Raw genomic sequence first — 24,140 nt, 5'->3', positions numbered from 1 at the left:
AGCTGAGCCAGTGCGAGACTTGATAAGGGTGTCAGTTGAGGTGGTTTAACCACGATGGTACAACCAGCCGCGAGTGCAGGCGCAACTTTGCGTGTAATCATTGCGTTCGGAAAGTTCCAAGGCGTGATGGCGGCGCATACGCCTACTGGTTGTTTGATCACCATGACACGTTTGCTGCTATCGGTAATCGGTAGAATATCTCCGTTAATTCGTTCCGCTTCACCGGCAAACCAATCGACAAAGCTGGCGCCGTATTCCACCTCACCAACTGCTTCGGGTACAGGTTTGCCTTGCTCAGCGCTCATCAGCTCGCCCAGTGCTTGCTTGTTGTCCATGATGGCTTGATACCATTTACGCAACAGTGCTGCGCGATCTTGGGTAGATGTAGCACGCCATTTAGCCAATGCTACTTCAGCGGCGTTAATCGCTCGCTTAGTTAGATCGCCATCGGCGTCGGCCACTTCTGTGATTACCTCGCCATTGGCAGGGTTTGTAACGGCGAACCGCTTTTCGGTCGGTACCCAATGTCCCTCAATGAAACAATCCTGTTTTGTGAGTGACGACATAGAGTGAGATGACATAACGCCTCCTGTTATTCGGGTTAGTATATCAATGTAGGCAAAAACCAACGGAATGGTTCAGTTTTTTAGAAAAATAAATGACTATCTATGTGTAAATGCATAAAACGTATACAAATGAGTTGTAATTTTCCAATAACTAGGTACAATTCGCGCCTCGCAGTAATCCGTGTATATGAAACACGCAATCTGCGACCGAGTAAGGGTAAGCCTAATTTCTAGAGATGCTCAAAAGCATAATGGTGGCCGGGCGAAACCCTCGAACACACATCGTGGTTTATAACCACCTTATGACTTTGAGATTTTTATGAAAAATGATACTACCGCTGTGTCTTTCCAAGACATGGCACTGCCTCCTGTTGTCTTAAGTCAACTTGAAGCGTTAGGTTTTACACAGCCTACACCTATCCAACAACAAGCCATTCCTAGCTTGTTAGAAGGTAATGACGTACTGGGTGAAGCACAAACTGGTACGGGTAAAACCGCTGCGTTTTCTTTGCCCGCTTTAGCGGCTATTGATGTCAGCCAACGTCAAACACAAATGCTCGTTGTCACGCCTACCCGTGAGCTCGCGATTCAGGTCGCTGATGCCATCGAAAGCTTTTCAAAGCAAATGAAGGGAATGGAAGTCGCGACCGTATATGGCGGCAGCGCTTTCGGCCCACAAATTCAAGCACTAAAACGTGGCGCTTCTGTGGTCGTTGGCACGCCAGGGCGTTTGATCGATTTACTCAACAAGAAAGTGTTGAAGCTTGATGGTTTGCGTTTTGCTGTGTTGGATGAAGCTGATGAAATGCTAAACATGGGCTTTATTGAAGACATCGAAACTCTCCTACAGTCGGTGCCTGACACTGCACAACGTGCTTTATTCTCGGCGACGATGCCAACCGCTATTCGTAAGTTAGCCAAAACCTACTTAACGGATCCGGTGAACATCCGTATTGCTCCCGTTGAGCAGGCAAAAGCAAATATTCGTCAGCGCGCATGGAAAGTCATGGGCATGACTAAAATGACAGCATTGACGCGTCTTTTAGAAGTGACTGAATATCAGCGCGCGTTAGTGTTCGTGCGCACGCGTCAAGATACTATGGACGTGGCAGAGCTTTTACAGCGTCAAGGATTCCGGGCAGCACCTTTGAGTGGTGATTTGAACCAAGCACAACGCGAACAAACAGTCACTCAATTGCGTAGCGGCCACATTAAAGTGCTTGTAGCAACAGACGTTGTCGCGCGTGGCCTTGATGTACCAGAAATCACTCACGTCATTAACTACGATTTGCCGAGTGACACTGAGTCATACGTTCACCGTATCGGTCGTACCGGTCGTGCAGGCCGTAGCGGCGAGGCTATCTTGTTCTATCGCGGTAAAGAGCGTCATTTGTTACGTCATTATGAAAAACTGACGAACGGCTCAATTGAGTACTTTGACGTACCTTCAGCAGAAGAACTGAGTCGCTTCCGCCAAGAGCAATTGCAGCAAAGCCTATTGAAGCAACTTAAGTCGGATGTTGACAGCAACATTCAGAAGCTTCTCAGCAGCTGGTTAGCTGACGGGTCGATGACCGCTGAACAGATCGCGCTGAGCCTATTGGCTCAACGTAACCAGCAACAGCCTTTGTTCGTCAAAGAAGAGCGTCGTCCGCGTCCCGAACGCGCAGAGCGTAGTGACCGTGATAACGGACGTCCTCAACGTGGTGAGAAGCGTGTGCGCGCCAACACCAAGCGTGTGCCGGATAGCGAGTTCGATACCTATAAGATTCAGGTTGGCCGTGACCACGGTGCGCGCCCAGGCGATATCGTGGGTGCTATTGCCAATGAAGCTGAGATCGATAGCCAATTCATTGGTCAGATCCAATTGTTCGCACAGCACTCGTTGGTGCAACTGCCTAAAGGCATGCCTGCTGAATTGAAGAAAGCGTTGCAACGCACACGCGTACGTCAGCAGCCGATGGCGCTTGAGTTATCGGATAGCCCGCTTAAAAAAATGCCGCCTCGCGCGAGCAAAGGCAACAGCGACAATCGCCGCCGTGCCCCGCGTAAAGGTCAACCTGCTGCACGTCGATTCAATTAATCGGCGTTAGCTACCCCGATGTCGGCCAGAGATTGTGTGATAATCATCTGGTCGATATCATATCCCCACTGTTTTGCCTTAGCTAATGCAAAGTCAATATCGCTTTGATCGACATCAGGTGAGCGCGCCAAAAACCAAAAGTAGTCGTGTGAATCGCTAGTAACAATCGCCATTTTGTAGTCGGGTGATAACCAGCTGACATAATATCCCCCATAAAACGGCCAGAAAAAGGTCACCTTGTAAGCAGCTGTCATGCCTTCTACCGGCTCCGCTTTACCAATAGCAGTCTGCCACTCATCATCCACCACATTGTAGCCGCGATTAGTCACTTCGATAGTGCCGTCAGCATTGAGTCGGTACTCTGCCGTGACACCTTGCAGGTTCTCTTCAAAGCTGTGCGGCATGCGTATGATTTCATACCACTTACCCAAGTATTTTTCCGCTGAGAACTGCTTTACCGTGGGTGCCACGGGTGTCGGGTCGGATTTACAGCCGGGTAGGGTGAACAACACAAATAAAGATAAGAGACCGAGTAACGACTTGTTTAAATAACTCATGATTATAAATCATCCATGTTGTCTAAATAATATTCTGCTTGTTTGGCAAGCGCCTTTTGTTCTTCTTGCGTTTTTTTGTTCCACACCGAATACATCATCGCCATGCGTTGGTTGTTACTGAAGTGTGATTCATGTCGAGCCAAGAACTGCCAATAAAGCGAATTAAACGGACACGAGCCTTCTCCAGTTTTCTTATTCGGATTATAGCGACACTGAGAACAATGGTGACTCATTTTATTTATATAATTTGCGCTTGAAATATAAGGTTTGGTGGCTAGTACACCATTGTCAGCATATTGACTCATACCACGGGTATTAGGAAGTTCTACCCACTCGAGCGCATCAATATAAATACCGAGATACCATTCATCGATTTGGTCGGGATCGCAGCCCGCTAACAGTGCAAAATTTCCAGTCAGCATAAGACGTTGAATGTGGTGCGCGTAAGCGTACTTTAAAGACTGTTTAATGGCTTGCGAAAGACACCGCATATGTGTCTCACCATCCCAAAAAAACTTCGGCAGATCGCGTTGATGTCCGAGCGCATTAAGATTCTTATATTCAGGCATGTGATGCCAGTAAATGGCGCGGATAAATTCTCGCCAACCAATAATTTGTCGAATAAAACCCTCGACTTGATTGATACTAATGGTGTCTTCATTTTCGCGCCAATGAGCGAGAACTGCGTTCACGACTTCCATTGGATGTAACATTTTGCTGTTCATCGCAAATGATAAGCGCGAATGGTACAAGCTCCACGCATGATCATGTACTTCAGTATCTGTCATTGCGTCTTGATAGGTGCCGAAGTAAGCTAGTTGGTGCTGACAAAAGAATGACAAAATGTCACGTGCTTGTTTGCGTGTGGTCGGCCAAATAAAGTGTTGAGGGTCGATTTCTCCAAAGCAATTAATATCCTGTTGGCTTACCATTTGGTGAATATCTGTAACATCAGTCGCAGGGCAACTTGGAGCAATAACTGAGGCACTTTTTGGTAGCTTGTTACGATTATCATGGTCATAGTTCCACTGACCACCTTCGGGCTTGTCGCCTTCCATCATAATATCGAACTGCTTTCGTACACGACGGTAAAAGCTCTCCATCAAAAAATTGTCGCGATCGGGAAACCACTCAGCCAAAACCGTTCGTTGGGTAAGGAAGTGCTCACTGTCGACCCAGTCAATGTGTATATCTTCTTTCCCAGCCCAGCTTCGGAGTTGATGATCAACCCGGTATTCGTCGGGTAACATGCAGCTCAGCGTCGCTTTGGGGTGCTGGGCTAATATGGCTGCTAAGTTTTGAGTAAGTGACTGGGTGTTGTTTGCATCATCCAGTTTCACATAATGAACTCGATGACCTGCTTGCTCAATGGCGCTGGCAAAATTACGCATCGCGGCAAAAAAAGCAACGATCTTTTGTATATGGTGTTTGACGTAATCAGTTTCTTGGCGCATCTCCATCATCACGTACAGCACGTTATCATGCTGCGTGCGCAACCAAGTGTGCTTCGCGTTAAGCTGGTCGCCCAATATTAAGCGAACTTCCCTAATGTCACTCATCGTACGTATCGGCCCCCTTAAGCGGGATCTCCTCTAGGGTTTTATCGGGCTTGGCATAACTGAGTCGAAATAGTCTCGAGGCACTATGATAGCTATCAAGACCTGATACTGCGACGGTTTCTAATGTATTCAAATCAATGAAGCCATCTTCTTGAATCGCTTCCTCCTTGGTCTGAATCCACTGAATTTCGCCAATGACAAAATCAGTACCATTGTGCGTTATATTAGTAATTTCGACGAGTTTTACGCCCATTGAGAGCGGGCTCTCTTTAACGAAGGGTGCATGAAAACCGTTACAACGGTCAGGGGTCAAACCGGTTGCTTCAAACTCTGATACCTTTCTATCGTATCGCGCTGCCGTCTGATGCGCCGCTTTAACTATCGATTGAGATACGTGATTGATTGTATAAACACCTGTTTCCTCGATATTTTCCAACGTATGGCGCTCAACTGAGTCGGGGCGCATGATAAAGCCAATGAGCGGGGGATTTGCACCTAAATGAACCACTGAGCTGACGATGGCTAAGTTATCTTCATTTTTACGGCTACTTGTACCAATTAAGTTAGCGCTTTTATAACCCGATAATGAATTGATGAAATTCACACGACGGCGGTTATCCATATTAGCTAAGTCGGCCTGAGCGATATGCTTTGTCATAAATTGAATACTCCTCTTTTGCCTTCAGTTACGTGCTAACCTAGGGATAGGATCTAATACCGAACTGCTTTAATTTGTGGCATTATGGGCAGATTAGATGATTAGGGAGCCGTTATGAGCGACGCACAACAAAAAGTAAATGTAATCTGCATCAAATGGGGTGATAAATACGGGAACGACTACGTCAATACATTGTATTCGATGGTCAGCCGTAACCTGAGTTTACCCTATCGATTTGTATGCTTTACAGACGAAGCTGAGGGCATTCGTGATGAGGTCGAAGTCAAGCCCATTCCAAAGATTGGGTTTGAAGACTTCGATGAGAAGAAAGCATGGGCGAAAGCCCATGGGTGGTTGAAGTTAACGTGTTTTGCAAATCCACTTTCGGATTTAACCGGACCCACGCTGTTTCTTGACTTGGACATCGTCATTGTTGGCTCACTCGACGACTTTTTTAAGCCTGAAGGCGACTTCATGGTTATTAAAGAGTGGGACAAGTCTGATGCTACGGGTAATACTTCGGTATTTCGTTTTGAAGCGGGTGCTCATGAGGATGCGCTTGATTACTTAAAAGCTGATCCAGAGAAAGCGACGGAGCCTGTGCGTAATGAACAGGAATATATTACACAATTTGTCGACCGCCAAAATCGTCTAAAGTACTGGCCAGAGAAATGGTGCCGTAGCTTCAAACGTCACTGTATCCGTCCGTTCCCACTCAGCTTCTTTCAACAGCCTCGGATCCCCGATGATGCGCGAGTCATTATTTTCCACGGCAAACCACACCCTGATGATGCGTTAGCAGGGCGTAGTGGAAAATGGTATCGCAAAGTTCTGCCGACACGTTGGATAGCTGAATACTGGCAATAAGCATGTTACGTTGGCTCTACAGCGGTGTAATGACAGGCGTTACACCGCTGGCGCTTGCTTGGTTCTATTATAGGGGCCGAAAAGATATCGGTTATCGAGCGCACCTTGCTGAACGACTCGGTAAGCTCGCGGTGCCTGATGCCCAGCAAAATGGGCTACTTATTCATACCGTATCGGTCGGTGAGACGATAGCTGCGCGTCAGTTGATTCAACAAGCTATTGAAGAGTTTCCGCATAGCCCCATCACGATTAGTTGCATGACGCCTACTGCACGTCGTCTCATCGAGAAAAGTTTTGGTGATAGGGTGTCTGTGTGTTACTTGCCTATCGATCACCCTTGTGCAGTGCGAAGCTTCCTGTCGAAGCTCAGACCGCGCGCGATTTGGGTGATGGAAACTGAGCTTTGGCCTAATTTATTGTATCACACCAGCCAACGTCATATTCCTGTGAGTCTCCTCAACGCCCGTCTATCAAAACGTTCAGCACGCGGTTACGCCCGAGTCGGGAAACTCATGCGTGAAAGCTGGCACAGCCTAGCTTATGTTGGCGCACAGTCGCGTGCCACAGCAAAGCGTATGTTATGTTTGGGGGTAAGAGATACGAGGCTCTATATTGATGGTAACTTGAAATATGATGTTTCCGTGCCCACATCAGAAAAAGTAGCCGCAGAGGAATTACTGAAATTGCGCGGAGAACACTTAGTTTGGCTGGCTGCAAGTACGCACCCAGGCGAGGAACAAGCGGTACTGAGCGCGCATCAAAAACTGTTAGAAACGTATCCAGCGATGCTGCTGATTTGGGCACCACGTCATCCTGAGCGGTTTGATGAAGTTGCAGCGCAACTTCAGAGTTCTGAACTCGTTTGGATGCGCCGTAGTGAGTTGAGTGATCAAGGTGTCCCATCGGACTGTAATGTGTTGCTAGCCGACTCAATTGGCGAGATGTTGAAGTGGTGCAGTATTGCTCAAGTGACTTTTGTCGGTGGAAGCTTAATTGAGCGCGGCGGACATAATCCGCTTGAAGCCGTAGCGGCAGGTTCAGCTGTCGTTAGCGGAAGAAAGATATTTAATTTTGCCGAGGTATATCGGCTGTTAGACGAGCAGCGGGCTGTGCATTGGGTTAAGGACTTAGATCTTGCCACACCACTGCAATATTTATTTGATAATGATTCATTGAGAAAAACGAGCGTAAGTGCCGCTGAAAACGTGCTTAGCACGCATCAGGGCGCCAGTCGACGTATGCTTAAGCATGCGCAAAGATTTAGCGATATAGGACAGCAAATGATAGCGACATTTACGACAAAGCGTGATGTGATTAAGTTTGACAAGGATGTGTTGCCAGAATTTGAGGATAACTTTTTTTCTGCCAAATACTGGCAGCAGAAGAAAGCGATAGCAGGCAATGCAACGGGTCGTGCAACCGTTTGGTTTATCCAGCAGGGTGACCACGGCATGGTGTTACGGCACTATTATCGTGGTGGATTAGTGGGTAAGGTCAACAAAGATAAGTTTATGCGGGAGCCGGTAGAACGTAGCCGCGCAATCGCAGAGTTTGATTTGCTGGTAAAGCTACGCAATCAAGATTTACCTGTACCCCGGCCTATCGCTGCACGTATGCGCAAAGTGGGTGTAATGAGCTACACCGCAGATATTTTAGTTGAAGTGATCCCAGGCGCTGTGGATGTTTACCGATTGCTCCGCGAACGTCAATTAAATGTAGAACAATGGCAGTCGTTAGGTGCTGCGATACGTCAATTACACGATAAGAACGTGTTCCACTCAGATTTGAACTGCCACAATATCATGCTCGATGATAACGATAAGCCTTGGATTGTTGATTTTGACAAGTGCGGGTTTAGAGAGCCCGGTGAATGGAAAAAGGAAAATCTAGACAGGCTTTTGCGTTCATTGAAAAAAGAAAAGTCGAAGTACGATACTTTTTACTGGAAAGAAAGTCGTGACTGGCCAGAGTTACTGACCGGTTACGAAAAAGGTTAGTACTTACTCTAAACGGCTCATAAAAAGGCCTGCCAAGTTTTACTCGGCAGGCCTTTTTTGTACTGTCGCAATCTAAATGATTAGTCGCGAATCTGTCCGTTACCTGTCACTACGAATTTCTCAGTGGTAAGTGCTTGTAAGCCCATTGGGCCGTATGCATGCAGCTTACTGGTTGAAATGCCAATCTCAGCGCCTAAGCCAAGCTGACCGCCGTCAGAGAAGCGTGACGATGCATTTGCCATGGTAACCGCAGAGTCAACCTCGCGAATGAAACGCTTAGCCGTCTGATCGTTTTCAGTGACGATCACTTCGGTGTGTCCGCTACCAAAACGTTTAATGTGTTCGAGTGCGCCATCAAAGTCATCGACAGTGCGGATAGCAATCTCAAGTGCGAGGTATTCTTGGCCAAAGTCATCCACTGAGATCTCGTCGGCGCCTTCAAAATAACCGACAGACTTGTTGCAAGCATGAATAGTTACGTCTTTCTCGGCTAAAGCCTTAGCTGCCATTGGTAAGAATTTATCAGCGATGTCTTGATGTACTAACAAACCTTCCAGCGCGTTACACACGCCCGTGCGCTGTGTCTTACCATTAAGTAAGATAGCGAGCGCTTTATCCAGATCGGCATCTTTATCAACATAAAGATGGCACACGCCTTTGTAGTGTTGAATCACTGGGATCTTACTGGTGTCACTTACAAAATGGATCAAGCCTTCGCCACCGCGAGGGATAACTAAGTCGATGTAATCTTTCTGCTGTAATAGCTCGGTCATAACTTCGCGATCGGGCGTTGGTACAACAGTAATTACATCTTTGGGTAAACCGCTTTGCTCTAAGGCTTCGTGAAGCGCATCTGCAATCGCTTTACTGCTTTCGATTGCTTCGCGACCACAACGCAAGATAACCGCATTACCTGATTTAAAGCATAGTGCGCCCGCGTCGGCTGTGACGTTAGGACGTGCTTCATAAATCATGCAAATGACGCCCAGCGGAATACGCATCTTTTCGATTTTCAAGCCGTTAGGACGTTCTTCCAACAGGTAGCTATCACCCACAGGGTCTTTTAAATCGATAATCTCTTCGATAGCCGTTGCCATGCCTTCAACACGTTCTTCAGTGAGATGAAGACGATCCATCATGGCATCGCTTAGACCTTTTTCTTTACCGGTCTTCATATCCGTTTCGTTCACTTTAAGAATTTTATCTTGATGTGCACGAATCGCATCCGCCATCTTCTGTAAGACGGCGTTCTTCTCTTTTTCTGACAGTGTTGCCACCGCGTGTGCGGCATCCGCTGCACGCTTGGCAATCTGTTGTGCTAAATCTTGACTCATGAGTCCTCCAAAATCATCAAATCGTCACGGTGAATCACTTCTGTAATTGGGCTGTAACCAAACTGTTCAGCAATATCTTCCGTCTGCTGACCTTTGATGTGTAACAGTTCGTGAGAACTGTACTGGCAAATACCCTTAGCGATTGCGTCTGTGTCATTTGCACTGCGGACGAGTACCGCGTCGCCTCGGTCAAAGTCGCCTTGAACATCGACAATGCCGGAGCTCAAGAGTGACGCACCGTTCTCTAATAAAGCTTTTTCTGCACCCTCATCGATTAAGATTTCACCTTGTGCGACAAGCGTGTGACGCAACCAGTGCTTCTTGTTGCTAATTGGGTCTGATTGACGTCTAAATAAAGTGCCAGGTATCTCGCCTTGTAACAGCGACTCAAAAGTCTCACCCTTACGACCATTCACGATATACGTATCGATACCATGTGAAGTCGCTTTTTCTGCTGCTTCAACTTTCGTTCTCATACCGCCTGTGCCAACAGCACTGACGGAGCCGCCCGCTAGCGAGAAGATACTTTCATCGATTTGCTCAACCACAGGAATTTTCTTGGCGTCTGGGTTCACATTCGGATCTGCGTCATAAAGTCCATCGATGTCTGAGCAAATAAATAATGCATCTGCGTCAACGAGCGTTGCGACCATCGCCGCCAAGTTATCGTTGTCGCCCACTTTCATTTCATCAGTGGCAAGTGCATCATTTTCATTCACAACAGGTAAAATGTTGTGTTCTAACAATCTATTCAGCGTGTTTTTGATACTTACGTAACGTGCACGGTCACGTAAATCACTGTGCGTCATCAAGAGTTGGGCGCATGGAAAGTCAAAAAAGCGCGACCAATACGCCATCATTTCGTTCTGTCCTACAGCTGACATGGCTTTACGAACGGTGACGGGTAACTTTTGATGCTCAAATGGAATATGCTTTCTTCCAGCGGCAACACTGCCTGAAGAAACGAGTACGACCTCTTGGCCGCGTTCTCTGCACTCGTTGATGAAACGAGCGATTGGCAGTAGGTACTTGGTACTGACTCCGGTTTCATCTGGCGCAATGAGCGCACTGCCTACCTTTAGGACGGCTCTTCGCCAGGATGGCGCTTTCATATAGACTCCCTTTTCATGAATTCGTTAGTAGTCTAACAGATTGGCTTTTTTTTCTCTACTCACAGAGCTTTAAAGCTTCATAAGCCAAAGCTATTGTCAATATATTAGTCAAAAATAAATTACTGTGTTAGCAAAATATGATGACTATCACTGACTCGGCGGCGTATAGCCTTCGACAGTGACGTCCTTTCTTTCGAATAGGAACTCTTTCATACGTTCTTCAAGGAATTTTCGATCGTCCTCTGCCATCATATTTAAACGATTTTCGTTAATTAACATGGTTTGTTTCTTCTGCCACTCCGCCCAAGCCTCTTTGGAGATGTGATTAAATATGCGCTCACCGAGCTCGCCGGGGTAGAGCTGAAAGTCGAGTCCCTCAGCTTCTTTTTGTAGAAATTCGCAATAGACGGTTCTGCTCATTTTAACATCCTTAGCTTTTTAAATAGTTTTACTGTTACGGCGGAATACCCGAGTTCTTGGTCCTCGTGAAGTGGTACCCAACGTTGTTGTCTTTCATTAATGGCATCTGCAGCGCAACTGTCAACTACGATCGGATAGCAATCGAGGCTGAAATGACTGAAAACATGTTTGAATGGCGATAATTCGACCAACTGCTCGGGTTGAGTGGGGGCCGCGTTTAATAAAGCTGCTTTATTTTCATACTCTGGAAAACTCCAAAGTCCGCCCCAGATACCCGTCGATGGACGTTGCTCTAACATAACTGACCGACTTTTCGTATCCCGTTGAATGAGCAGGTAAACGCTACGAGTCGGGTTAGCCTTTTTGGGCTTGGGGGCCGGAATTGTGGCAACCGTATTGGTTTTAAACGCAATACAGTTACCCGTCAAAGGGCATGCCTCACAATTAGGCTTGCTGCGCGTGCATACCAGCGCGCCCAAGTCCATCATCGCCTGGTTATAGTCATCATGTCTAACAGTCGGTGTAAGTGCTTCGGATTGCTGCCATAGAGAGCGTTGTACGGCTGTTTTGCCGGGCCATTCTGTTTCACCGAAATATCGAGCAAGTACACGTTTTACATTGCCGTCGAGAATCGCTGCGGGTTTGCCAAAACCAAGTGATAAGATAGCGCCTGCGGTGGATCGACCGATACCAGGTAATGATTCAAGTTCAGTCTGCGAATCAGGCAATTCACCGTTGTACTGCTCAACTGCCATTTGCGCTGCTTTGTGAAGATTGCGTGCACGAGCATAATACCCTAATCCAGTCCATAAGCTGAGCACGGTATCTTGATCCGCTTTAGCTAAATCGGATAGCGATGGAAAGCGTTCCAAGAATCTATTAAAATAAGGAATTACCGTATTTACTTGGGTTTGCTGCAACATAATTTCTGATAGCCACACTTTATAGGGTGTCTTATCAATTTGCCAAGGAAGTGTTTTGCGCCCAAACTTATCAAACCAACGGAGTACAAGGTCTGAAAACTGCTCTTTCATTAAGGCCTCTGATTAGCATCAACTTATTCTCATAGTATTCAGTCTATTGTCTAAAGCTGTGTAAATAAACCGCAAACCTATCTGACAAATGAAAAAATAGCTCTATAATTCTCAATATTATGAACGAACATTATGATCTGCATATGTTATTTGTCGTACTAGATTAATAAGCAAAGTACGAGACTCTTAATTGCATGAAGAAGGAGATTGCAATGAATAAATTAAACGCAATAGTTTTAGCTTTAGTTGGTGCCGGCGTCACAGGAACGGCGATGGCGCAACAAACGCAAGTTGAACAGAATGATATTTATGTAGGTGCTCGCTTCGGCGCTTTTGCTCCTGATTCAGAGCGCGTAGCAATCGACAATAATATGCTTGTACCTGTAGATAGCGGCTTTGACACGCTAGCAACAGGTCTTGAAGTGGGCGTGATGCTGACCAAAGCGTGGGAAGCACGTGTCTATTATGATTACATGGAATCAGACTTAGTTCCGACCGGAACCGCTTATGGCGAAAGCTATGGCTCGGATATCCTTTATCACTTCAATGATCTTGTTTATGGTGGTCTAGGTTTAGTTAGCACGGATATTGGTGGCATTGCTGATAAGGCTGCGCGCCTAACCGTAGGTCATCGCTCGTTCATTAACGACCATTTAGCATGGCGTGTAGAGGGTGGTGTTCAGCAAGGCTTTGATGAGGACTACACTGAAGGGTTTGCAAACTTTGGTCTACAGTGGTTCTTTGGTGGTCGTAATGCTGTGACCGAAGCTAAACCACGTCCAATGCCAGCACAGCCAACTGAACCGACGCCACAGCCAGAGCCTCAGCAACCAGTTGACAGCGATGGTGATGGTGTTGTTGATAGCCGTGACCAATGTGCAAATACACCGGCCACCTATTCGGTTGATGCAAATGGTTGTGTCATGTACAAAAATGAGACAATCCGCGAGGAGCTTTTAGTCGAGTTTGATTTAAACTCATCTAAAGTGCGTAAAGATGCGATGGAACCGATTGCTGAAATGGCTGAGTTCATGAAGGAGCATCCACAGCTTGATATCACTATCCATGGTCATACTGACACGACAGGCGAAGCGAAATACAACCAATGGTTGTCAGAGCGTCGTGCGAAGTCAGTCGCTGATGTGTTAGTAAACAGTTACGGCATTTCTGCTAGCCGCGTTAAGTCAGTTGGTCATGGTGAAAGCCAGCCGAAAGTTAAAGAGAACAGCGCTGCAGATCGTCAAGAAAACCGCCGCATTGAAGCAGAATTGAAGGTCGTTACTCGCGTACCCGTTGAAAAGAACTAAATTGCGTTAACAACCTTAATTGGGTGATAATAGAGAGCAGGCTCATGAAAATGAGCCTGCTTTTTTATTATGGTGACAGCAACAGTTGAGTGTAAATAAATGAGTCAGTTTAAAAGCGCTGAAGAAGCCGCAGCGGCTGGAAAATATGTACGTCGAGTTCGCAGTTTTGTTAAGCGTGAGGGGCGATTAACTAAAGGCCAGGCAGCCGCAATCGAACGTCAATGGCCACAGCTCGGTCTAGCGCTAGAGCAAGGTCTGCTCAACTTTGAAGTAGTATTTAATAATAGTAACCCAGTCACTTTAGAAATAGGCTTTGGCATGGGGCACTCTTTGGTTGAAATGGCAAAGAATGCGCCTGATCATAACTTTATAGGTATCGAAGTGCATGAACCAGGCGTTGGTGCTTGTTTGATGGCTGCAGAAGACGCTGACGTTACTAATTTACGCCTATTTAATGATGATGCAGTTGAAGTGCTTGAGCAGTGTATTGCTGACGAGAGCTTACAGCAGGTGCAAATTTTCTTCCCTGATCCGTGGCATAAGAAACGTCACCACAAACGCCGACTAATTCAACCGGAGTTTGTTGCTCATCTGTGTAAAAAGCTTAAACCCAAGGGTGTGATTCACTTAGCGACAGACTGGGAAAACTACGCCGAACATATGCTTGAGGTGTTGTCCGGCGAGCCACGTTTGAGCAACCTATCGACCGCGGGTGACTTTATTCCGCGCCCAGAAGAGCGTCCTAAAACCAAGTTTGAACAACGTGGTGAAACTAAGGGCCACGGTGTCTGGGACCTTAAGTTTCAGAAAGCAACGTAGTTAAAACGTCGTTCAGAAATCGGTGACCGAGCTGACTTAGCTGCCAATGGTCACCGTCAGATTCGACCCAACCTTTGCTCGTGGCTTCTGCTAGTGCAAGCTCACCGTGTTCGATGGGTAATCCGGTAAAGTCAGTAAATTGCTGCTTTGATACAGGCTGGAATAGACGAAATTGGTTCATGAAGAACTCGAAGCTTCGCTCTTCGGGTTCAACGTCCCACTCTCGGTAACGTAACGGGCGCGTTAAATCAAGATAACCTTGAGGATGCTTCACCTTTTCGCAACGCAGTATTTTATTTTGTTCTGGGAACGTTATTTTACTGTGTGCGCCGCAACCGATACCTAAATAGTCACCGAACTCCCAGTAATTGGTGTTGTGCATGCTTTGGTGGCCCGGTTTACAGTAAGCGCTGACTTCGTATTGCTGATAGCCTGCTTTCAGTAAACGTTCATGTCCAAGTTGATAGATGGCCCATAGCGTATCATCATCGGGTAGTTTGGGCGGGCGGCTAGCAAACAGGGTGTTGGGCTCGATGGTCAGTTGATACCATGAAATATGAGGTGGATTTAGCGCAATAACCCCTTCAAGATCGCTCAGTGCGTCGTGCGCCGATTGACCGGGCAAACCATGCATCAAGTCCAGGTTAAAGCTCTTCAGAGGTAACTGAATGGCGTGCTCTGCCGCGATGCGAGCTTGCAGTGGGTCATGAATGCGGCCGAGTGTGCGTAAATGTTCTGTATTGAGGCTTTGAATGCCGATAGAGAGTCTGTTGACACCCGCGTCGATAAAACCCGCAAACCGCTCGACCTCGAAAGTGCCTGGGTTAGCCTCCAACGTGACCTCACAATCATCGGCAAGCGTTAGGCGTTTACGCACGCCATCGAGTAGCCGTTGGATACCCTCTGCAGTAATTACGCTGGGGGTACCGCCACCAATAAAAATGGACTGGATAGTGCGACCTTGCACGCCGTCGAGATCGGCTGACAGATCATCTAGCAAGCGGCCGATATAGGCGTGTTCAGGAATACTGCCTTGGATCTTGTGCGAGTTAAAGTCGCAATAGGGGCACTTCTCAACACACCATGGAATGTGGATATAGAGCGACAACGGTGGAAGTGTAAGTGACATATTAAGCCTGTTCTGCCATGTGCAGCAGTAGTTGTGAAAGTGCTTTACCGCGGTGACTTAATTGTTGTTTAGTCGCCTTATCGAGTTGGGCTGCTGAACACTGTTGGTCAGCGACATAGAAAATTGGATCGTATCCGAAACCGTGGTCACCTTGCGGGTGCGTTAATAGCTCGCCTTGCCACTGCCCGTGGCAGATTAACGGCGTTGGATCGTCGGCGTGGCGCATATAAACCAGTACGCAATGAAAGCGCGCTTGGCGTTGTTCTATGCCAGCCATATTCGCAAGTACACGATCGATGTTTGCTTGGTCGGTGGCTTGTTCGCCCGCATAACGCGCCGAATAAACGCCTGGAGCACCGTCGAGCGCAGGAATTTCAAGGCCTGAGTCATCCGCTATGGCAGGTAACCCCGTATGTAGACAGGCGTTACGCGCCTTTATAATGGCGTTTTCGACAAACGTTGTGCCGGTTTCTTCTGCTTCGGGCACGTCCCATTCACTCTGTGGTCGGACTTGCCAAGATTGAGTTGCAGGTTGGCTTGCCAGCATCGTTTGCAACTCGCTTACTTTTCCTTGGTTTCCAGTTGCGAGCACCAGAGTAAAATCGCTTGTTGTCATAGAAAAATCTCAAGTCAAATGGGTGACATCATGATACCGTTTGAGCGTGTCTTTTAAAATCAATGATTCATAATAAACGGCACGAATAAAATAAAAGAATAAAAGGAGAATGCACTTGGATGCTGCAAATACACTGATTCTAGTGTGTGGTTTTTTGTTAGTGGTGAGTATCCTTGCAGGAATTATTTCTAATCGCTTGGGTGCACCGATTCTACTCGTGTTTCTTATCGTGGGTATGCTCGCGGGAACGGACGGTGTTCTAGGATTAAGTTTTGATAGTCCCAATATTGCGTTTTTCATTGGCTCGATAGCGCTAGTGATTATCCTATTTGATGGTGGCATGCGCACCAACCCCGAGCGTTTTAGGGTTGCACTTTGGCCCGCTATCAGTTTGGCAACCATTGGAGTGGCGTTAACCTGCACGTTGGTTGCAACAACAGCGGTCTATTTGTTCGATCTGCCTTGGACGGCTGCCTTATTGATAGGCGCGATTTTAAGCTCTACCGACGCGGCCGCTGTATTTGGTATCTTTCAGTCGCAGGGATTACAAATAAAAGAGCGTGTCGGTGCGACACTCGAGATAGAGTCGGGTAGCAACGACCCGATGGCGGTTATCCTCACGCTGACCATGACCAGCGCTGCCGCATCTGGCGAATTTTCAGCGTGGTATCACATGGTGGGAAATGTCGCCTGGCAGCTTGCAGGCGGCTTGGCGATGGGATGGTTAGCGGGCCGTGCCTTTATTATCGCAGCTAGGAAGTTACCGCTGAGCTTCTCATTTCTACCCTTGTTGGCGATTGCCAGTGCCGTGATGATATACGCATTGACCGCTTTCCTAGGCGCCAGTGGATTTTTAGCCGTCTATTTAATGGGTTTCGTTATTGGCAATTCGCGTCTACCACAACTTGTGCATATTCTGCATGTACAGGATGGGTTGGCTTGGCTAAGTCAAATTAGCATGTTCCTTATACTTGGCTTATTAGTAACACCTTCACATGTTGTTCAATACTTGCCTGTCGCCGTGGGTGTTGCCTTTACCTTGATATTCGTGGCGCGCCCGGTAGCAGTCTTGGTGAGTCTATTGCCGTTCAGCTTTCCTTGGCGTGAGCAGGTGTTTATCAGTTGGGTCGGACTCCGTGGGGCGGTGCCTATTATCTTAGCCTTGTTCCCTTGGCTAAGTGGGGTTGAACAACAAGAACTCTATTTTGATGTGGCCTTTGTCGTGGTACTGATCTCGCTAATTATTCAAGGATGGACCATCGCGCCTGTCGCGCGTTGGTTACAGTTAGAGGTACCTAAACGCCCGGAACCGGCGCAACGCATGCCATTGGCGTCTGTATCGAGTCGAGAAGCATTGGAGGTTTGGTCTTATCCTATCGATAAAGACTCGCCCGCCTGCGATCACGCATGGAGTGAGCTGAAGTTAACTGCACCTGCTACATTTGTCGGTGTGATCCGCGACGGTGATTGGTTACAGCCAGAGACACAACCTATTGTGCGTGAGGGGGATGTGCTGTTGGTGACGGCAACAGTCAAAGATATTGATGAGGTCAGTCGTATTTTGGCGTCAGGTGGTAAAGGTGTGCAAATGAGCGATAAAGGCTTCTTCGGTGACTTTACCTTACGTGGCGATTTAACCATTGCCGAATTGGCGAGTGTATACCCCGCAGGCGATGTGGATGAGTCTATCCTCAGCATGACACTCAATGATCACTTTAAGGAAAAGTTCCATCGCCGTGTAGTTATAGGTGATAGCTTGCTGATTGGCGCGCTGACAGTAACGGTGCGCAGTTTAAACAAGACTGGTGATATTGAGGCGGTTGGTGTTAAAGCAAAAGAGTGAGCAGGCGCTCACTCTTGATATAACTGTTGCTCGAACTCAAGCCGATGGTTATGTCCCGCGGCATCGCGGATATCAATTTTAAAGCGCATTAACTCTTCATCACCAAATAAAAAATCGGCGATATAGTAAACGCTAGTGCCTTCATCAATCTTTTGAAACTCGAGTGTTTGTACGCCGCCCCGAGGGTTTATCACATGACCCTTTATATTGGCTGCAACGGCTTGTTGATTGGCACGATTTAATACTGCAATATTGACCAATCCTGTCTTCTCGCTGCGCTGGATATCATAGGTCGAAGCGATCTCGGGCGTCAAAAATGTAGAATTAAATGCGTTATAATGGACATCCCACTCGCCGAGCTGCTGCTTTTGCTCAGCGAGCGAAGCACCGGTAAAGGTGCTTGCTGCCAATAACAATGTAAAGGTTAAATAACGACTCAATTGTTGCATTGTTTGCTCCTATACGCCGATTAAGATGCGCAAGAACTGAATCACAATAATGACAATTAAAACCGACAGGTCGAGGCCACCCAACGGCGGTATGATGCGACGCACGGGCGCGAGGAACGGTTCCGTCAATTGATACAGCATCGCTTCCATCGGGTTATAGCCTTGAGAGAACCAGCTCAGCAGTGCTCGGATAATCAGAATCCAGAACAGTGTGGTTAAAAAGGCACTGACGGTGGACAGTAAGCCCTGTACAACAATCACCAAGGGGTTCACCGGGATGTCATTTAACCAAACCAACGCACCTATTTTGAGCATGCCTAGCGCAATAGCGAGTATTAAACAGGCTAAGTCAATTCTTCCCCGCGACGGGATGACCTTGCGCAAAGGACCCACCACGGGCTCGGTTGCTTTGACAACAAACTGACTGAGCGGATTATAGTAATCCGCTCGAACGGCTTGCATCCAGAGTCGTAAAATAACCACGATCGAATAAAGTTCGATTAAGGTGGTTACCAGAAACTGCATTGCGTTATTCATGGTCGCTCCTAAAACAGATCCGCCATTTCTTGATTACGTTTCACTGCGGCTTTCACAGCATCGGCCGAAATGTTATGCAGATCGCGTTGTTGATAGACTTCTACGCCTTTTGCGGTTGAGCCGCCCTTACTGGTTACTTGCTTGCGTAAATCTTCTAATGTTAAGTCGCTTTCTTTCGCCATTTGTGCGGCACCTAAACAGGTTTGCTGAACCATAGCGCGCGCTTTTTCTGGGTCAAAGCCGAGTTCCATTGCGCCTTTGGCTAAACTATCCATAAATTCGAAGAAGTACGCCGGGCCACTGCCCGCGACGGCGCCTAGGATATCGAGTTGATCTTCATCGGCGACCCATAGGGTATCACCCACGCCATCGAATACGTCAGTCACATAGGCTTTATCTTTGTCATCGGCGCTATCGGTCACTAAACCTGACATGCCCTGACCGACCAACGATGGCGTATTAGGCATCACGCGGATGATGGTGATGTCATCACCTAAATAAGTGCGGTATTTCGGCATACGAATACCAGCAGCGATGGTGATAATCAGTTTGTCGGCAAGGTTACTGACTTTGCTTTTAATATCAGCACAAACTTGTTCCATTAATTGCGGCTTAACTGAGAGCACGATAACGTCGGCTTGCTCAATAACCTCAATATTGTCTTGGCTAGTATTAACGCCTAAGTTGGACTTCATCTTTTCAAGTTTCTCAGGGCTCGGGTTGCTGACAAAAACATGGTCAGCTGGATAGCCACTTTTGCACATGCCACCAACAATGCTTTGTGTCATGTTTCCTGCGCCAATAAATGCGATCTTACGAATATCGTTCATTATCACTCCCGTTGTCCAAAAATTGCACTTCCAATACGTACCATGTTAGCACCTGCGTGTATTGCTTGTCGCATGTCGCCGCTCATTCCCATAGAGAGCGTGTCAACGGACGGGTGCATTTGCTGTAATTGTTCGTACAGCGAGCGCATGGCCGCGAAGCTATTTAGTTGTTGGTTTTCATCGGTATCTGCTTCTAAGATGGTCATGATGCCACGCAGTTTCAAGTGCGAGCACTGACTTACGAACTCTGCGAGTGCGTGCACATCTTTTTTTTGCACGCCCGATTTATTCGGATCATTATCGATGTTCACCTGCAAGAGTACGTTGAGTGGCGGTAACGCGTCTGAGCGTTGTTCATTTAACCGGCGAGCAATCTTTTCACGTTCAATGCTTTGTACCCAGTCAAAGTGCTCAGCGACGAGTTTGGTTTTATTCGATTGAAGCGGACCAATAAAATGCCACGTTACATCCAGCGCTTTAAGTTGCTGAATTTTATCCACGCCTTCTTGTACATAGTTTTCGGCGAACTCGCGTTGCCCGGCGTCGTACGCCGTGCGAATGGCGTCTGCAGGATGCTTTTTACTGACTGCAAGGAGTCGAACCGATTCATTGAAGTCACTGTGCTCTGCTATCGCATCAATATCTTGGCGAATTTGCTCAAGACTTTTGACAATATTTTCTGCTACCTTGGTCACCATTATTCCTTGTTTATCAAATAGAGAATTCAACAATGAATGTGAGCGAACTGCTTTCCTTTAGTATGAAGCAATCGGCTTCAGATTTGCATCTTTCTGCGGGCAGTGTGCCTATGATACGGGTAGATGGCGATATTCGACCACTGAAAATGAACCCTCATTCCCATGAGGAACTCCAGTCCATGCTGTTCGATGTGATGTCGGAGAGTCAACAGAAGGAGTTTAAAGAACGCTTTGAGTGTGATTTTTCTTTTGCGATTGAGTCCGTTGCGCGCTTTCGTGTTAACGTTTTTACGCAAAGACATGGCATCGCCGCTGCATTCCGCGTTATTCCCAGCGAAGTCACGACGCTCGAAGCGCTCGATGCACCAGAAATATTTAAAGATATCGTCGATGCCCCACGGGGGTTAGTTTTGGTTACAGGGCCGACAGGGTCGGGTAAGTCAACAACATTGGCGGCGATGGTCGATTATATCAATCGCTCCCGCTCACAACATATTTTGACCATTGAAGACCCTATTGAATTTGTGCATGAGAACAAACAAAGCTTAATCAGCCAGCGCGAGGTTCATCGTGATACGCGTAGCTTTGAAGCCGCCTTGCGCTCGGCTCTGCGGGAAGATCCTGATGTTATTCTGGTTGGCGAGATGCGCGATCTCCAAACCATTCGTTTAGCAATGACTGCGGCCGAAACCGGACATTTGGTATTAGGTACATTGCACACGACATCAGCACCCAAAACGGTTGATCGTATTATTGATGTGTTTCCAGGCGACGATAAACCCATGGTGCGCTCGATGCTCTCGGAATCTTTACGGGCTGTCATTTCGCAAAGCTTATTAAAGCGTGTGGGCGGAGGCCGTGTGGCCGCTCACGAGATCATGCTGACAACTCCGGCGATTAAGAACTTGATTCGTGAGGATAAAGTCGCACAGATGTATTCTGTGATACAGACGGGTCAGGAAAAGGGAATGCAGACACTCGATCAATCATTAAAGAAATTGCTTTCGCGGGGCGATATAGATAAAGAAGAGGCGCGCCGTTGCGCCGCAAATAAAGAGGATTTCTAGTGATACGACTCGGGTGTGCGCTCGTCATTTTGACTCTTTCGATCGCTGTGCAGGCGCAGCAATCGACGCGTATTGCGTTGGGTTGCTGTGTCGATCAAAGCGAGCGACAAGCCGTATGGGATGCGCTAAACCTAGCTGAACCTGAGGTATTCGCTCTGCTCGGTAATGGCGTCGCGGCAAACGCTGATGATATGGATGATCTGCTCGCCGCTTATGAGGTGTTTAACCGCTACCGAGGCCCACGCCTGTTGCGTAGAAATAGCGCTTTTGTCTCGACGTGGGGTGAGGAGGATTATAGTATCGATGGACACGTCGGCGCCGACAATCCAAAACGTTATGCCGTTCGCAATCACTTTCTTACCTTTTGGCGTGAACCGCTGACATCTGAACGAATGTTTCAAGAGCATGGTATCGCAAAAAGTTTTATTGTCGGGGAAGCACCGCAACGGGTACAGGTTATTTTATTGGATACGCGTTGGGCACGCGAACCGTTGAAGAAAAAAGGTTTGCTAGAGCGGATCAGCAATTACTTCGATAAAAATACTGGTCCCTTACAAGCAGGTGCTGCGAATAGACTACTTGGCGAAGGGCAATGGCAGTGGCTTGAGCAACAACTCTCGAAAGAGGCTGAAGTACGTATTTTGCTCTCCGAAATGCCATTTATAGCACCACAGAACGGATATCCAAGTTGGGCTCTGTTTATGCAGGAGCAGAAGCGCCTGTTTGCGCTGTTAAAAAACCTCGATGTAAACCATGTTTTATTGGGTCATGGTGGTATTCACTTTGGACAAATTGTCAAAGCACCTCAATTATTAGATTATCCCGTTTGGCAAATCAGTTCGGGTACTATTAACCGTGATGATGAAACGCCTTATCGTTTCAATCAGCGACAAGGGGCGGGTGAGCCGAGCACGCGATTTGGTATGATCGAGATTATGTGGCTAGAACAACCGACCGTGACATTGTCACTTCGTGACGTCAACGGTCGGTCGCTGTCTTCCACAACGATTAATCTAAGTGAGTTGCAGTAGCACTCAGTTGTGGTGGTTGGCGATGTTGAGTGGCTTGCTCATAGCTGTAAGCGGCTTCAATCAATACCGGCTCAGCGTGGGCGGTTGAGAAAAAGCTGATGCCGACCGGTAGTTTGGGCTGCTTGGGTAATTCGATATAGCCCATTGGCACCGTAATATGTGGGTATCCCGCAACAGCCGCGGGTGAACTAGCTGAACCCGCGTAGTGATCACCATTCACTAAGTCGATTTTCCAACTGGGGCCCGTTGTAGGAGCGACTAAAAGATCTAGGTCATGGTCGGCGAGCATTGCATCAATACCTTCTGCGCCTGCTAAGCGTTTACTTTTTTCCAACGCTTTTTGATAACGAGGTTCATCAGCCTCGGTCATATTGTTGGCCATGATAAAGAGTTCCTGACCAAAGTAAGGAAGCTCTTGTTGCGCCATTTTATTGTTGGCCTCAATAAGATCGGCCATGTTGCGATAAGGCAACTGGGTGGTCGCTAAATAGTTTGCCATATCCTGTTTGAACTCATAGAGTAAAACAGTGAATTCAGCATCACCATACTCGCCATAGGTTGGCATTTCGACATCAACTAAGGTTGCTCCCTGCGCTTCTAAAACCTCGAGTTGCTGCTCAAACTGGTTGTCTAACAATTCATTGTAGCCCATCAAGTTGCGTACTACGCCAATCCGCTTACCTTCTAAACCGTCCTCATTCAAGTACTGAGTAAACACGGTGTCGGTGCGAAAGCTGGCTGCGTCACTGCCATCATAGGATGCCATGGCTTGCATCAAGGTCACTGCGCCTGCGACGCTGCGGGTCATCGGACCGGCGGTATCTTGACTATGGGAGATTGGAATGATGCCGTCGCGGCTAATCAAACCTAACGTCGGCTTGATACTTACAATGCCATTCACCGCGCCGGGGCACACTAAAGAACCATCTGTCTCCGTGCCCACTGCGAACGTGGTAAAGTCGGCGGCCACCGCTGCGCCGGAACCTGCACTCGAACCGCATGTTGAGCGGGTTGTGTCATAAGGGTTGCGCGCAAGTCCACCGACGCCACTCCAACCCGAACTTGAGCGTGTTGAACGAAAGTTGGCCCATTCGCTTAGATTCGCCTTTCCGAGGATAATTGCACCCTGTGCCCGCAAATTTTTCACAAGCGCCGCATCGTCCTCGGGAAAGTTCTCAGCAAAAAGCAGAGAACCCGCGGTATTGGCCAAACCGTCTGCGGTGTCGATATTATCCTTGAGTAGCACTGGTATACCGTGCAGCGAGCCGCGCACATCGCCTTGTTTTCGTGCTTTGTCGAGTGTTTCAGCTTCGGCGAGTGCATCTGGGTTCAAGCTAATGACAGCCCTTAATTCGGCGCCTTGTTGGTTGTGCGCTCGAATACGCTGCAAATAATATGTAACAAGCTCTGCAGAAGTGAGTTCGCCTTGCTCAAGTGCTTGGTTGATCGTTCGATAATCGGCATGAGCGAATTCGAAATTGACTTCACTCTGTTGCATCGCAACAGGGGCCTGAGTGGTTCGGACGGGAGGCGTCTGACAAGCGGCCAGCGCTAAGGCGAAACTAAGTGATAATGTGGATTTTGTGAGTGTATTAAGACTCATAGCCAGTGTGGTCCTTGTTATTTT

General features: G+C 47.6%; 23 protein-coding genes. 8 read left to right on the top strand and 15 right to left on the bottom strand.

Translation table 11 applies throughout. The features are described 5' to 3' along the window. A partial coding sequence (locus B2X00_RS05785) for an aldehyde dehydrogenase family protein (protein ID WP_290486493.1) occupies positions 1–581 on the bottom strand: 581 nt, incomplete at its 3' end. Between the two features lie 304 nt (positions 582–885). On the opposite strand from B2X00_RS05785, the gene B2X00_RS05780 reads away from it, so the two are divergent. Then, a complete protein-coding gene (locus tag B2X00_RS05780; RefSeq protein WP_290486492.1) occupies positions 886–2,649 on the top strand; it encodes a DEAD/DEAH box helicase in 1,764 nt (587 codons plus the stop codon). Here the strand turns inward: B2X00_RS05780 and B2X00_RS05775 are convergent. The 3 genes from B2X00_RS05775 to B2X00_RS05765 are packed head-to-tail and all read right to left on the bottom strand — an operon-like array spanning position 2,646 to position 5,423. Then, positions 2,646–3,206 carry a lipocalin family protein gene (locus B2X00_RS05775; RefSeq protein WP_290486491.1) on the bottom strand — a complete coding sequence of 187 codons (561 nt, stop codon included), beginning with the start codon at positions 3,204–3,206 and terminating at the stop codon, positions 2,646–2,648. The genes B2X00_RS05780 and B2X00_RS05775 overlap by 4 nt on opposite strands. Before the next feature lie 2 nt (positions 3,207–3,208). Further along, positions 3,209–4,765, bottom strand: a complete 1,557-nt coding sequence (locus B2X00_RS05770; protein ID WP_290486490.1) for a cryptochrome/photolyase family protein — start codon at positions 4,763–4,765, stop codon at positions 3,209–3,211. Further along, on the bottom strand, positions 4,758–5,423 hold the full coding sequence (locus tag B2X00_RS05765) for a flavin reductase family protein (protein ID WP_290486489.1): 666 nt from the start codon (positions 5,421–5,423) through the stop codon (positions 4,758–4,760). Before B2X00_RS05765 ends, B2X00_RS05770 begins: the two co-directional genes overlap by 8 nt. 114 nt (positions 5,424–5,537) lie before the next feature. Here B2X00_RS05765 and B2X00_RS05760 point away from each other — a divergent pair, with 114 nt between their 5' ends. Next, complete coding sequence (locus B2X00_RS05760; protein ID WP_071464003.1) at positions 5,538–6,290, top strand: glycosyltransferase; 753 nt, start codon at positions 5,538–5,540, stop codon at positions 6,288–6,290. Positions 6,291–6,292: 2 nt separating this feature from the next. After that, positions 6,293–8,287, top strand: a complete 1,995-nt coding sequence (locus tag B2X00_RS05755) for a 3-deoxy-D-manno-octulosonic acid kinase (RefSeq protein WP_290486488.1) — start codon at positions 6,293–6,295, stop codon at positions 8,285–8,287. Between the two features lie 80 nt (positions 8,288–8,367). Here B2X00_RS05755 and B2X00_RS05750 read toward each other — a convergent pair whose 3' ends face one another. The 4 genes from B2X00_RS05750 to mutY form a co-directional block, all read right to left on the bottom strand. Then, positions 8,368–9,621 carry a glutamate-5-semialdehyde dehydrogenase gene (locus B2X00_RS05750; protein WP_290486487.1) on the bottom strand — a complete coding sequence of 418 codons (1,254 nt, stop codon included), beginning with the start codon at positions 9,619–9,621 and terminating at the stop codon, positions 8,368–8,370. After that, the gene (proB, locus tag B2X00_RS05745) at positions 9,618–10,733 is read right to left on the bottom strand and encodes a glutamate 5-kinase (protein WP_006956128.1); all 1,116 of its coding nucleotides are present in this window, start codon (positions 10,731–10,733) and stop codon (positions 9,618–9,620) included. The genes B2X00_RS05750 and proB overlap by 4 nt, the downstream gene beginning before the upstream one ends. Before the next feature lie 147 nt (positions 10,734–10,880). Continuing rightward, on the bottom strand, positions 10,881–11,153 hold the full coding sequence (locus B2X00_RS05740; protein WP_290486486.1) for an oxidative damage protection protein: 273 nt from the start codon (positions 11,151–11,153) through the stop codon (positions 10,881–10,883). Next, on the bottom strand, positions 11,150–12,187 hold the full coding sequence (gene mutY, locus B2X00_RS05735) for an A/G-specific adenine glycosylase (RefSeq protein WP_290486485.1): 1,038 nt from the start codon (positions 12,185–12,187) through the stop codon (positions 11,150–11,152). The genes B2X00_RS05740 and mutY overlap by 4 nt, the downstream gene beginning before the upstream one ends. 212 nt (positions 12,188–12,399) lie before the next feature. On the opposite strand from mutY, the gene B2X00_RS05730 reads away from it, so the two are divergent. Both B2X00_RS05730 and trmB read left to right on the top strand, forming a co-directional pair. Further along, the gene (locus tag B2X00_RS05730) at positions 12,400–13,494 is read left to right on the top strand and encodes an OmpA family protein (RefSeq protein ID WP_290486484.1); all 1,095 of its coding nucleotides are present in this window, start codon (positions 12,400–12,402) and stop codon (positions 13,492–13,494) included. 99 nt (positions 13,495–13,593) lie between these two features. After that, entirely contained in the window at positions 13,594–14,313 is a 720-nt protein-coding gene (gene trmB, locus B2X00_RS05725) for a tRNA (guanosine(46)-N7)-methyltransferase TrmB (protein WP_290486483.1), read from the top strand. Here trmB and hemW read toward each other — a convergent pair. Then, a complete protein-coding gene (gene hemW, locus B2X00_RS05720; RefSeq protein WP_290486482.1) occupies positions 14,291–15,442 on the bottom strand; it encodes a radical SAM family heme chaperone HemW in 1,152 nt (383 codons plus the stop codon). The two genes, trmB and hemW, sit on opposite strands and share 23 nt — an antisense overlap. A 1-nt stretch (position 15,443) precedes the next feature. Next, the gene (gene rdgB, locus B2X00_RS05715; protein WP_290486481.1) at positions 15,444–16,058 is read right to left on the bottom strand and encodes an RdgB/HAM1 family non-canonical purine NTP pyrophosphatase; all 615 of its coding nucleotides are present in this window, start codon (positions 16,056–16,058) and stop codon (positions 15,444–15,446) included. Positions 16,059–16,167: 109 nt separating this feature from the next. Between rdgB and B2X00_RS05710 the strand changes: the two genes are divergently transcribed. Beyond that, the gene (locus B2X00_RS05710) at positions 16,168–17,901 is read left to right on the top strand and encodes a potassium/proton antiporter (RefSeq protein ID WP_290486480.1); all 1,734 of its coding nucleotides are present in this window, start codon (positions 16,168–16,170) and stop codon (positions 17,899–17,901) included. An 8-nt stretch (positions 17,902–17,909) separates the two neighbouring features. Here B2X00_RS05710 and B2X00_RS05705 read toward each other — a convergent pair whose 3' ends face one another. The 4 genes from B2X00_RS05705 to B2X00_RS05690 are packed head-to-tail and all read right to left on the bottom strand — an operon-like array spanning position 17,910 to position 20,415. Beyond that, a complete protein-coding gene (locus B2X00_RS05705) occupies positions 17,910–18,350 on the bottom strand; it encodes a DUF4426 domain-containing protein (protein WP_290486479.1) in 441 nt (146 codons plus the stop codon). Positions 18,351–18,359: 9 nt separating this feature from the next. Then, positions 18,360–18,887 (bottom strand): YggT family protein, encoded by a 528-nt coding sequence (locus B2X00_RS05700; RefSeq protein WP_071463993.1) that lies wholly within the window; start codon positions 18,885–18,887, stop codon positions 18,360–18,362. A gap of 8 nt (positions 18,888–18,895) precedes the next feature. Then, positions 18,896–19,717, bottom strand: coding sequence for a pyrroline-5-carboxylate reductase (proC, locus tag B2X00_RS05695; protein WP_286682142.1), 822 nt, complete (start codon positions 19,715–19,717; stop codon positions 18,896–18,898). Between the two features lie 2 nt (positions 19,718–19,719). Continuing rightward, on the bottom strand, positions 19,720–20,415 hold the full coding sequence (locus B2X00_RS05690) for a YggS family pyridoxal phosphate-dependent enzyme (protein ID WP_290486478.1): 696 nt from the start codon (positions 20,413–20,415) through the stop codon (positions 19,720–19,722). Between the two features lie 32 nt (positions 20,416–20,447). Between B2X00_RS05690 and B2X00_RS05685 the strand changes: the two genes are divergently transcribed. Together B2X00_RS05685 and B2X00_RS05680 are read left to right on the top strand one after the other, a co-directional pair. Further along, positions 20,448–21,482 carry a type IV pilus twitching motility protein PilT gene (locus B2X00_RS05685; protein WP_290486477.1) on the top strand — a complete coding sequence of 345 codons (1,035 nt, stop codon included), beginning with the start codon at positions 20,448–20,450 and terminating at the stop codon, positions 21,480–21,482. Further along, a complete protein-coding gene (locus B2X00_RS05680; RefSeq protein ID WP_290486476.1) occupies positions 21,482–22,513 on the top strand; it encodes a phosphodiesterase in 1,032 nt (343 codons plus the stop codon). The genes B2X00_RS05685 and B2X00_RS05680 overlap by 1 nt, the downstream gene beginning before the upstream one ends. Here B2X00_RS05680 and B2X00_RS05675 read toward each other — a convergent pair. Next, positions 22,491–24,116 carry an amidase gene (locus tag B2X00_RS05675; RefSeq protein ID WP_290486475.1) on the bottom strand — a complete coding sequence of 542 codons (1,626 nt, stop codon included), beginning with the start codon at positions 24,114–24,116 and terminating at the stop codon, positions 22,491–22,493. The genes B2X00_RS05680 and B2X00_RS05675 overlap by 23 nt on opposite strands. Positions 24,117–24,140 lie beyond the last annotated feature (24 nt).

This window comes from Idiomarina sp. UBA3162 (assembly GCF_002364475.1).
GTDB lineage: Bacteria > Pseudomonadota > Gammaproteobacteria > Enterobacterales > Alteromonadaceae > Idiomarina.
This window is presented reverse-complemented; position numbering and strand designations above follow the sequence as displayed.

Bases quoted from the DNA above. Each gene is read 5' to 3' on its own strand.
- B2X00_RS05780 (WP_290486492.1), top strand. From the start codon at position 886: ATGAAAAATGATACTACCGCTGTGTCTTTCCAAGACATGGCACTGCCT.
- B2X00_RS05775 (WP_290486491.1), bottom strand. From the start codon at position 3,206: ATGAGTTATTTAAACAAGTCGTTACTCGGTCTCTTATCTTTATTTGTG.
- B2X00_RS05770 (WP_290486490.1), bottom strand. From the start codon at position 4,765: ATGAGTGACATTAGGGAAGTTCGCTTAATATTGGGCGACCAGCTTAAC.
- B2X00_RS05765 (WP_290486489.1), bottom strand. From the start codon at position 5,423: ATGACAAAGCATATCGCTCAGGCCGACTTAGCTAATATGGATAACCGC.
- B2X00_RS05760 (WP_071464003.1), top strand. From the start codon at position 5,538: ATGAGCGACGCACAACAAAAAGTAAATGTAATCTGCATCAAATGGGGT.
- B2X00_RS05755 (WP_290486488.1), top strand. From the start codon at position 6,293: ATGTTACGTTGGCTCTACAGCGGTGTAATGACAGGCGTTACACCGCTG.
- B2X00_RS05750 (WP_290486487.1), bottom strand. From the start codon at position 9,621: ATGAGTCAAGATTTAGCACAACAGATTGCCAAGCGTGCAGCGGATGCC.
- proB (WP_006956128.1), bottom strand. From the start codon at position 10,733: ATGAAAGCGCCATCCTGGCGAAGAGCCGTCCTAAAGGTAGGCAGTGCG.
- B2X00_RS05740 (WP_290486486.1), bottom strand. From the start codon at position 11,153: ATGAGCAGAACCGTCTATTGCGAATTTCTACAAAAAGAAGCTGAGGGA.
- mutY (WP_290486485.1), bottom strand. From the start codon at position 12,187: ATGAAAGAGCAGTTTTCAGACCTTGTACTCCGTTGGTTTGATAAGTTT.
- B2X00_RS05730 (WP_290486484.1), top strand. From the start codon at position 12,400: ATGAATAAATTAAACGCAATAGTTTTAGCTTTAGTTGGTGCCGGCGTC.
- trmB (WP_290486483.1), top strand. From the start codon at position 13,594: ATGAGTCAGTTTAAAAGCGCTGAAGAAGCCGCAGCGGCTGGAAAATAT.
- hemW (WP_290486482.1), bottom strand. From the start codon at position 15,442: ATGTCACTTACACTTCCACCGTTGTCGCTCTATATCCACATTCCATGG.
- rdgB (WP_290486481.1), bottom strand. From the start codon at position 16,058: ATGACAACAAGCGATTTTACTCTGGTGCTCGCAACTGGAAACCAAGGA.
- B2X00_RS05710 (WP_290486480.1), top strand. From the start codon at position 16,168: ATGCACTTGGATGCTGCAAATACACTGATTCTAGTGTGTGGTTTTTTG.
- B2X00_RS05705 (WP_290486479.1), bottom strand. From the start codon at position 18,350: ATGCAACAATTGAGTCGTTATTTAACCTTTACATTGTTATTGGCAGCA.
- B2X00_RS05700 (WP_071463993.1), bottom strand. From the start codon at position 18,887: ATGAATAACGCAATGCAGTTTCTGGTAACCACCTTAATCGAACTTTAT.
- proC (WP_286682142.1), bottom strand. From the start codon at position 19,717: ATGAACGATATTCGTAAGATCGCATTTATTGGCGCAGGAAACATGACA.
- B2X00_RS05690 (WP_290486478.1), bottom strand. From the start codon at position 20,415: ATGGTGACCAAGGTAGCAGAAAATATTGTCAAAAGTCTTGAGCAAATT.
- B2X00_RS05685 (WP_290486477.1), top strand. From the start codon at position 20,448: ATGAATGTGAGCGAACTGCTTTCCTTTAGTATGAAGCAATCGGCTTCA.
- B2X00_RS05675 (WP_290486475.1), bottom strand. From the start codon at position 24,116: ATGAGTCTTAATACACTCACAAAATCCACATTATCACTTAGTTTCGCC.